Raw genomic sequence first — 7,955 nt, 5'->3', positions numbered from 1 at the left:
CTCGATCGAATCGGCGTTATGGCCAATTGCCCGGACCAACTGACTGAGGCGACGGAATTCGAACTTCGATAAGGCATCGGTCTCGACTGTACTCGCACGTCCGACAGGGATTTGAACCGTCAGCAAGACCTTAGCTGCAAGCACCCAAAATGGCTGCCTTTCAAACCGTACCAAATCGCAGTACTAGTTCGAACGTTCGCCCGCGTCCAATATCCATGTTCGATCAGTAAACGTGACATACATGCGCTCTTGGCCAAGCGCCGCTCCCAGCTCAACAGCGAGCTCGTTTAACATCGCCACAATTGCATCGTCGGATAAGTGCCCTAGATAGGCGTGAACAGCCTCTCCGGTAAAAAGCGCAATAGGTTCGCGATCAGAGCCCACCGTCCCGTCGAGACGTGGCCAAGCGTAAGCGACTTCTGCGCGGGTAAACATACCGGAAAGCGCGGGCTGGCCCGCCTCGACGCGGCGTCTCATCCAGGCATGGGCAGTGCGGACAGCTTCGGAAACGTCAAAGACGCGGCCTTCGGCGTCCCACCCCTCTCGTAATCCGACACTGATCCGAAAGTCACGGCGGGGGCCTATTGAGCCGGCGACGATCGAATAGTCTTGAGCTTTTGGCCCGGTCCGCGTTGTCATTTGATCCGTTTCACTGGTGGCCCGTGAGTGCCCAAACTGCCAATTGAGCGTGGCGTGCTCCCTTGCCCGACAGGGATTCGAACCGTGAGCAAGACCGCAGCTGCAAACACCTTAAATGGCTGCCTTTGAAAACCGTACCAAATCGCCGCAGTACTAAGGTTTGGAGAAAAACGCTTTCTCCAGCCCCAAACCTCCGAAATCAGCAGTTCTCTCGTACGGCACCAGTTAAAGGGCAGGTTGTTTTTATTGGGGTTTTTGGAGAGTTTATCCACGGGTAGCATCGAAACCGCAGCGTCGGTGGCGGAGAGAGTGGGATTCGAACCCACGGTACGGTTTCCCGCACACACGCTTTCCAAGCGTGCGCCTTAAGCCACTCGGCCATCTCTCCCCGCGCGCCTTCTCATGAAGCGGCGGGCGGCAATTTGCAAGGGACCTCGGCCGGGGAACCGGGCTTTTTCTCAAGCAATTGAATGATTTGAGCTATTTTGGCCGGATCGACGGCCAATCCGGGCCAGGCCGGATCGGCGACGCGACGTCGCGGCGATCCAGGGCCGGGGATCGGCCAGCTCACCGGCGTTTGGGGCGGTCCCGGCTCCGCGGTGCAGCACGCCTCCTGACGGCGGCGCATGGCACAGCGTCCGGAATATGATTCCCCCGGGCGGATCACGTGGCGGAATCCGAATCCACGGCGGGCGCCAAGCCCCCGACGACCGGATCAGTGAAACCGCGAGCCCGCGGTCGAGCCGAACGCGGCTGCCGGCCACAGGATCGGCGGCTCCGACGCCGATTTGGCACCGGCCTGTTCGCTGGCGACATGGGCTTCCCGCAGCGCCTCGACGAAATCGGCGAACCAGTCCTGGATGGTGCCGGCGCGCAGCCTGGCCATCATGGCTTCCCAGCGCAGCTGGCGCTCGCGCAGCGGCATCGAGAAGGCGGTGGCGATGGTGCGCGCCATGCCGTCGATATCATGCGGATTGACCAGCAGCGCGCTGTCGAGCTCATTGGCGGCGCCGGCGAATTTCGACAGCACCAGCACGCCGGGATCGACCGGATTCTGCGCGGCGACATATTCCTTGGCGACCAGGTTCATGCCGTCATGCAATGGCGTCACCAGCCCGACCTGCGCGGTGCGGTACAGCCCCGCCAGCACGGTCTGGCTGAAGCCCTTGTTGAGATAGCGGATCGGCGTCCAGTCGACCTCGCCATGGCGGCCATTGACGTCGCTGACCAGCTTCGCGAGCTGGTTCTGCAAATCGCCATAGGCCTCGATGGTGCCGCGCGACAGCGTGGCGATCTGCAGCAGTGACACCGTGCGTTTCAGCTGCGGCCGCAGCGTCAGCATGCGGTCGAAGGCCTCGATGCGGTTGATCAGCCCCTTGGAATAATCGACGCGGTCGACGCCGATCGCCAGCTTCTCGCCGTTCAGGCTGCGGCGCAGCCGCGACACGTCGGGATGCGAGGCGGCCTTGGCGGCATGGGCGGCGAATTTCGCGGGATCGATGCCGATCGGAAACACCGCGCAGCGCGAAGTACCGAAGCGCGACGCGACCACGCCATCGCTGGCGTCGAGGCCGAGTTCGTTTTCGATATAGGACAGGAAATTGTCGCGGTCGTCGTCGGTCTGGAACCCGATCAGATCATAGGCCAGCATCGCCTCGACCAGCTCGCGATGATGCGGCACGCCGCCGAAGATCGCCCGCGTCGGCCATGGCGTATGCAGGAAGAAGCCGATCGGATGCGTGACGCCGAGGTCGCGCAGTTCCGCGCCGAGCGCGAGGAAATGGTAATCCTGAATCCAGAACACGGTGTCCGGCTTGCGGAAGCGCAGCAGCGCCCGCGCCATGAAGCAGTTCACCTCGCGATAGGATTGATAGTCGTCATGCGAGGAGCGGATCAGATCGGTGCGCGAATGCAGCGCCGGCCACAGCGCCGAATTGGCGAAGCCTTCATAATAGCCGGCATAATGCGCCGCCGGCAGATCCAGCATCGCCAGCGCGCCGGCGCCGAGCGCCTCGATTTCGGCGAACGGTTCCTTCTGGGCGCCGTCGCGGACGCGACCACTGGAACCAACCCAGATCGCGCCGGATTTTTCGACGACGGGAAGCAGCGCGGCGGCGAGGCCACCGGTCATCGGTTCACTGGCGGAAGCCCTTGAAACGCGGTTCGATACAACGACGAGGTTCACAGGGTCTCCCTCCTGGAGTGGTCGTTTATAAACGGTTGTTCATCACTATGGTTCCTCGTCACCCTTCGACCTAATTGACACCAAACTTGGGCACGGTTGCGCCAAATTGGTACTCTTCTACGGTCCAAACTAGGCGTCTCGCGGCGATTGGTACTTATGTCGTCACGAGCTGCGACAACCACGACCGCACATCGCGTGGTTCCCCGAAATGCCCGGCGACGCCTTGCGCGTGGCGACCGACCGAAAACGCCAGACCATTCATCCCCGGCATGATCGCGAACACGGTTTCGTCGGTGACGTCGTCGCCGAGAAATACCGGACGCTTTCCCTTGAACGGCGCATGCGTCATCAGCTCGATCACGCCGGTCGCCTTGGTGAAGCCGGCATGCTTGATCTCGCAGACGAACTTGCCGGGCAGTACTTCGATCGGCGCATTCGGCAGATCGGCGCGAATGGCCGACACCGCATCATAGATCGCCTGCTCCGCATGCGGCGCGAGTCGGTAGTGGAGCGCCAGCGAATAGCCCTTGTCCTCCAGCAGAATGCCGGGGCTGAGCTTGGCCAGAGCGGCGAGCCGGCGCTTCAATTCGGCGTCCAGCGGCGGCGCATGCGAGGCGACGGATTGATTCTCCTGCGACAGCCGCATTTCCGCGCCATGGCCACCGACCGCCGGAAACTGCATCGGCGCGAAGATCAGGTCGATATCATTCAGCGAGCGGCCGGATACCAGCGCCAGCGCGCCATGGGTGAGCCGCAGCAGCCGGCCCAGCGCGGTGGCCAGTTCCGGCGGCACCCAGACCTCGCGCGGCGTCGGTGCCATGTCGAGCAGCGTGCCGTCAATGTCGAGCAGCAGCGCGCATTCGCCAAGCGGCGGCATCAATTCGGTAGGCGTATGCGGGTAGCTCGTCATCGCATCGTCATCATTGGCGGCTTTCGCAAGGTTCTGGGTCATTTCTTTATCCTACTCCACTACGGCCAGCGGCCGTGCAACGGATTCAAGCGGCTGGCGTTCCGCCGCGATGGCATAGCGCCACCCGATCACCGCCGCGGCGATCATCAGGACGGCACCAAGAAGGTAGCCGGCAAACACGCTGTGGCGCGAGCCGGTATCGATCAGCACGCCGAACAGCGCCGGTCCGGCGACGCCGCCGATCGCGGTGCCGACGGCGTAGAACACCGCGATCGCCAGCGCCCGGACCTCGATCGGAAAGGTCTCGCTGACGGTGAGATAGGCCGCGCTGGCCGCCGGCGAGGCGAAGAAGAAGATCACCATCCAGGCGATGGTCTGGGTCTGCGCGCTCAGCACGTCGATCGAGAACAGATAGCCCGAGATCGCCAGCAACACACCGGAGACGCCATAGGTGATCGCGATCATCAGCCGGCGGCCGAGCGTATCGAACAGCCGGCCGAGCAGCAGCGGGCCGAGAAAATTGCCCGCCGCGAACGGTAGAACGTACCAGCCGACCTGATTGGAGGCGATGCCGAAGAAGTCGGTCAGCACCAGCGCGTAGGTGAAGAAGATCGCGTTGTAGAAGAACGCCTGCGCCACCATCAGCGCAAGCCCGACCAGCGAGCGCTGCCGATACAGCACGAACAGGGTATGTGCGACCTCGCGCAGCGGCGTATGGTCGCGCATGGTGAGCCGGATCTTCGGCAGCGCTTGCCGCGCCGACGGCGCGGCCTGCTGATGCGCCGAAATTTCGATCTCGGCGACGATTGCCTCGGCGCGCTCCGGCTGGCCATGGATCATCAGCCAGCGCGGGCTTTCCGGAATCCACAGCCGCATCAGCAGCACGACAAGGCCGAGCACCGCTCCGGTGAGATAGGCGACGCGCCAGCCATAGGTCTGCGACATATTCGCCGGATCGAGCAGCACGATGGCACAGACCGCGCCGAGCGCGGCACCCAGCCAGAAACTGCCATTGATCACCAGATCGGTCCAGCCGCGATAGCGCGCCGGCACCAGTTCCTGGATGGTGGAATTGATCGCGGTATATTCGCCGCCGATGCCCGCGCCGGTGAGAAAGCGAAACAGCACGTAGCTCGCCAGATTCCACGACAGCGCCGTGGCCGCGGTGGCGCTGAGATAGAGCGCCAGCGTGATGAAGAACAGTTTCTTGCGGCCGATGCGGTCGGTGAGCCAGCCGAAGCCGAGCGCGCCGAGCACGGCGCCGGCGAGATAGGCGCTGTTCGACAGCCCGACATCGAAATTTGAGAATTTCAGCAGCGGATCCTGCTTCAGCGCGCCGGACAAGGTTCCGGCCAGCGTGACTTCCAGCCCGTCGAGAATCCAGGTGATACCCAGCGCCAGCACCACGCAGGTATGAAACGCGCTCCAGCGCAGCGCATCCAGCCGGGACGGAATATCGGTTTCGATGACACGGCCAGGCGACGCCGAAGGCCGCGCGTTCGACGCGCCGACCAAGCGATCCCTGCTGCCCACAATGGCCATGCCACTTCGCTCCAGAGCATCCCTGCGATGCCGCTGGCGGAAGCGCGGTGTCATCGGTGTTCAAGGCAAGTCGCCCGGGATCTGGCGACCGGGTTCAATTTGCGTTCATGCCATGATCAACCAACCCGCGAGGCAGGCATAGGTTCCGGACATCGAGGCATCCGCCCTACAGCGACACCGCGTAATGCTCGTATTCGCCGCGCACCAGCTCGATATGCGCGCGCATCGCGGCCGCGGCGCCCGCGCGATCGCCGCGCATGATGGCGACGACGACGCGGTCATGTTCGGCCTGCGATTTGGCGAGGCGCCCGAGATTGCGGAACTGGGCGCGGCGGAATGGCTGCACCCTCACCCGCGTCGCCAGCGTGATCTCGGCGATGTAATCGTTTTGCGAGCCGAGATAGATGGCGTTGTGGAAACGCTCATTGACCTCGTGAAAACGATCCGGATTGCCATCATAGCTCAGCACCCGCAATTCCTCATGCACGGCTTCGAGCGCATGTCGCTCCGCCGCCGGCATCCGCTGCGCCGCCAGCCCGGCGCACAGCGCCTCCAGTTCGGCCATCGCCTCGAACATGCCGGTGAGCCGTTCGAGCGACGGCTGCGCCACCACCGCGCCGCGATGCGCGCGGGAATCCACCAGGCCACTGGCGGCGAGCTGCCGCAGCGCTTCACGGACCGGGGTGCGGGAGACGCTGAAGCGCAGCGCGATATCGGTTTCATCGAGCGCCGAGCCCGGCGCCAGCACGCCGCGCACGATCTCGTCGGCGAGTTGCAGCCGCAACTCCTCGGCGCGGGTCACCTTGCCGGTGCTGATTCCGGCGCGGTCGACGCAGCTGAGCGGCCCGGCCGTGGCCTTGCGGCGCAGCCCGCCGACGCGCGGCACCGCGATCAGGTCGTCAAAGCTCATGCTCGTTCCTGAACCTATTTCGGCTCGTCGATGATGCTGACCGACGCGGCCACGATACGCCAGCCCTCGGCGAATCGCACCCATGTCTGCATCTGCCGGCCCACTCTACCCGGCGCATTATCGCGGTAAAATAGCGTCGAGGCGACCGCGGTGTCGCGGCCGTAGGAGGAGATTACCGTCCGCGCGGTGCGCCGCATCAAACCGACCGCGGGGCGCGCGCCGCGAAAGGCCTGGATCTCGTGATAGCCGTAGAGGTTCTCGCCCATGCCGTAGCGCAGCGTCCGCGGATCGTCGCGGAAGAGCTCGCCGAGCACGGCGATGTCATTGCTGACCAGAGCCGCTTCGTAGCGCGCGAAGGCGGCGCTCACTTCGGCGAGCACGTCGGGTAGATCGATATCCATGTCAGAATCCCTGTGGGCGTTTGGCGGCGACGGTGCCGGCCTGTTGCAGCGCAAAGGCGACGCGCAATGCGATGTCTTCCCGCCACGGGGCGGCGATGATCTGGACGCCGATCGGCATCGGATCGAGCGGCACCGGCACCGCCACCACCGGCAGGCCGATGAAGGAGATCGGCTGGGTGTGAACGCCGATATTGGCGCGCACCGGCAGTTCGACGCCGTCGAGCACGAAGGTCTGCTGGCCGAGTTTCGGCGCGATGCAGGGCGTCGCCGGCGCGATGATCACGTCGACATCCCTGAACAATTCCAGCACCCGGGCGCGATACCAGCGGCGGAATTTTTGCGCGCGGTCGACCAGAGGCGCCGGCACCATCGCGCCGGCCAGCAGCCGGTCACGCGTCGCCGGATCGAAATCATTGGGCCGCGTGCGCAGCCGGTCGAGATGCAGCGAGGCGCCCTCGACGGTCGAGATCACATAGGCGGCCGCGCGGGCACGCGCGGCTTCCGGCAACTCCACTTCGCGGCTGACGCCGAGTGCCTTCGCCACCAGGGCGACCGCCTCGCGCGCCTCCGGAAACAGATTGTTCTTGAAATAGCCGCCGGCCAGCGCGATCCGGAGACCGCCGATATCCTGCGCCAGCACCGCGCTCACCGGCTCGACGGCGCGCGTCGAACAGGCGGCATCGTCGGCATCCGGCCCCTGCATCGCGTCGTAGGACAGAGCGAGATCCTCGACGCTGCGCGCGAACGGGCCGAGATGATCGAAGCTGGCGACGAAGGGAAAGGATCGCGCCCGCGACAGCCTTCCATAGGTCGGCTTCAGGCCGAAGATGCCGCAGAATGACGACGGCACCCGGATCGAGCCATTGGTATCCGAGCCCAGCGCCAGCGGCACCAGCCCGCCGCCGACCGCGCCGCCGGAGCCACCGGACGAGCCGCCGGTCATCCGCGTCAAATCGTGCGGATTGCGCGAGGCGCCGTCATGGACGTTCTCGCCGGTGAAATCATAGGCGTATTCGCCCATGTTGAGCGCGCCCAGCAGCACCGCGCCGGACGCCTCCAGCCGCTCGACCAGCGTGGCATCGCGGGTCGAGGCCGGGCGTTCGCGGTTGATCTTCGAGCCGGCGCGGGTCGGCAGCCCCTCGACGTCGAACAGGTTTTTCACCGCGAACGGCACGCCGGCCAGCGGGCCGACGCTTTGGCCGGCCGCGATCGCCGCATCGACGGCCTTTGCCGTGACGCAAGCGCGTTCGGCCGTGACGTCGGTGAAGGCGTTGAGCACGGGATTATGGCTGGCGATGCGCGCCAATGCGGCCTCGGTCACGGCCAGCGCGGTCACCTGTTTCGTCGCGACCGCTTTCGCGATGTCGG

General features: G+C 64.8%; 7 protein-coding genes and 1 tRNA gene. All 8 read right to left on the bottom strand.

The annotated features are described in order from the left end of the window. Positions 1-183: 183 nt before the first annotated feature. Positions 184-639: a hypothetical protein gene (locus tag Q0S16_RS26200; protein WP_295855467.1), complete on the bottom strand. Its 456-nt coding sequence runs from the start codon at positions 637-639 to the stop codon at positions 184-186. A 298-nt stretch (positions 640-937) separates the two neighbouring features. After that, a tRNA-Ser gene (locus Q0S16_RS26195) sits at positions 938-1,027 on the bottom strand. Positions 1,028-1,354: 327 nt separating this feature from the next. Continuing rightward, positions 1,355-2,824 (bottom strand): trehalose-6-phosphate synthase, encoded by a 1,470-nt coding sequence (locus Q0S16_RS26190; protein ID WP_295855466.1) that lies wholly within the window; start codon positions 2,822-2,824, stop codon positions 1,355-1,357. A gap of 154 nt (positions 2,825-2,978) precedes the next feature. Beyond that, positions 2,979-3,734 carry a trehalose-phosphatase gene (gene otsB / locus Q0S16_RS26185; RefSeq protein WP_295855471.1) on the bottom strand — a complete coding sequence of 252 codons (756 nt, stop codon included), beginning with the start codon at positions 3,732-3,734 and terminating at the stop codon, positions 2,979-2,981. A 51-nt stretch (positions 3,735-3,785) separates the two neighbouring features. Then, the gene (locus Q0S16_RS26180; protein WP_295855464.1) at positions 3,786-5,276 is read right to left on the bottom strand and encodes an MFS transporter; all 1,491 of its coding nucleotides are present in this window, start codon (positions 5,274-5,276) and stop codon (positions 3,786-3,788) included. Between the two features lie 166 nt (positions 5,277-5,442). Continuing rightward, positions 5,443-6,186: a GntR family transcriptional regulator gene (locus Q0S16_RS26175; RefSeq protein WP_295855462.1), complete on the bottom strand. Its 744-nt coding sequence runs from the start codon at positions 6,184-6,186 to the stop codon at positions 5,443-5,445. 14 nt (positions 6,187-6,200) lie between these two features. Beyond that, positions 6,201-6,587, bottom strand: coding sequence for an oxalurate catabolism protein HpxZ (gene hpxZ / locus Q0S16_RS26170; RefSeq protein ID WP_295855460.1), 387 nt, complete (start codon positions 6,585-6,587; stop codon positions 6,201-6,203). A 1-nt stretch (position 6,588) separates the two neighbouring features. Next, complete coding sequence (locus tag Q0S16_RS26165) at positions 6,589-7,950, bottom strand: AtzE family amidohydrolase (protein WP_295855468.1); 1,362 nt, start codon at positions 7,948-7,950, stop codon at positions 6,589-6,591. Positions 7,951-7,955 lie beyond the last annotated feature (5 nt).

It is taken from the genome of Tardiphaga sp. (assembly GCF_025356345.1).
Lineage (GTDB): Bacteria > Pseudomonadota > Alphaproteobacteria > Rhizobiales > Xanthobacteraceae > Tardiphaga.
This window is presented reverse-complemented; position numbering and strand designations above follow the sequence as displayed.

Coding starts and splice junctions, on each gene's coding strand:
- Q0S16_RS26200 (WP_295855467.1), bottom strand. CDS start 639: ATGACAACGCGGACCGGGCCAAAAGCTCAAGACTATTCGATCGTCGCC.
- otsB (WP_295855471.1), bottom strand. CDS start 3,734: ATGACGAGCTACCCGCATACGCCTACCGAATTGATGCCGCCGCTTGGC.
- Q0S16_RS26180 (WP_295855464.1), bottom strand. CDS start 5,276: ATGGCCATTGTGGGCAGCAGGGATCGCTTGGTCGGCGCGTCGAACGCG.
- Q0S16_RS26175 (WP_295855462.1), bottom strand. CDS start 6,186: ATGAGCTTTGACGACCTGATCGCGGTGCCGCGCGTCGGCGGGCTGCGC.
- hpxZ (WP_295855460.1), bottom strand. CDS start 6,587: ATGGATATCGATCTACCCGACGTGCTCGCCGAAGTGAGCGCCGCCTTC.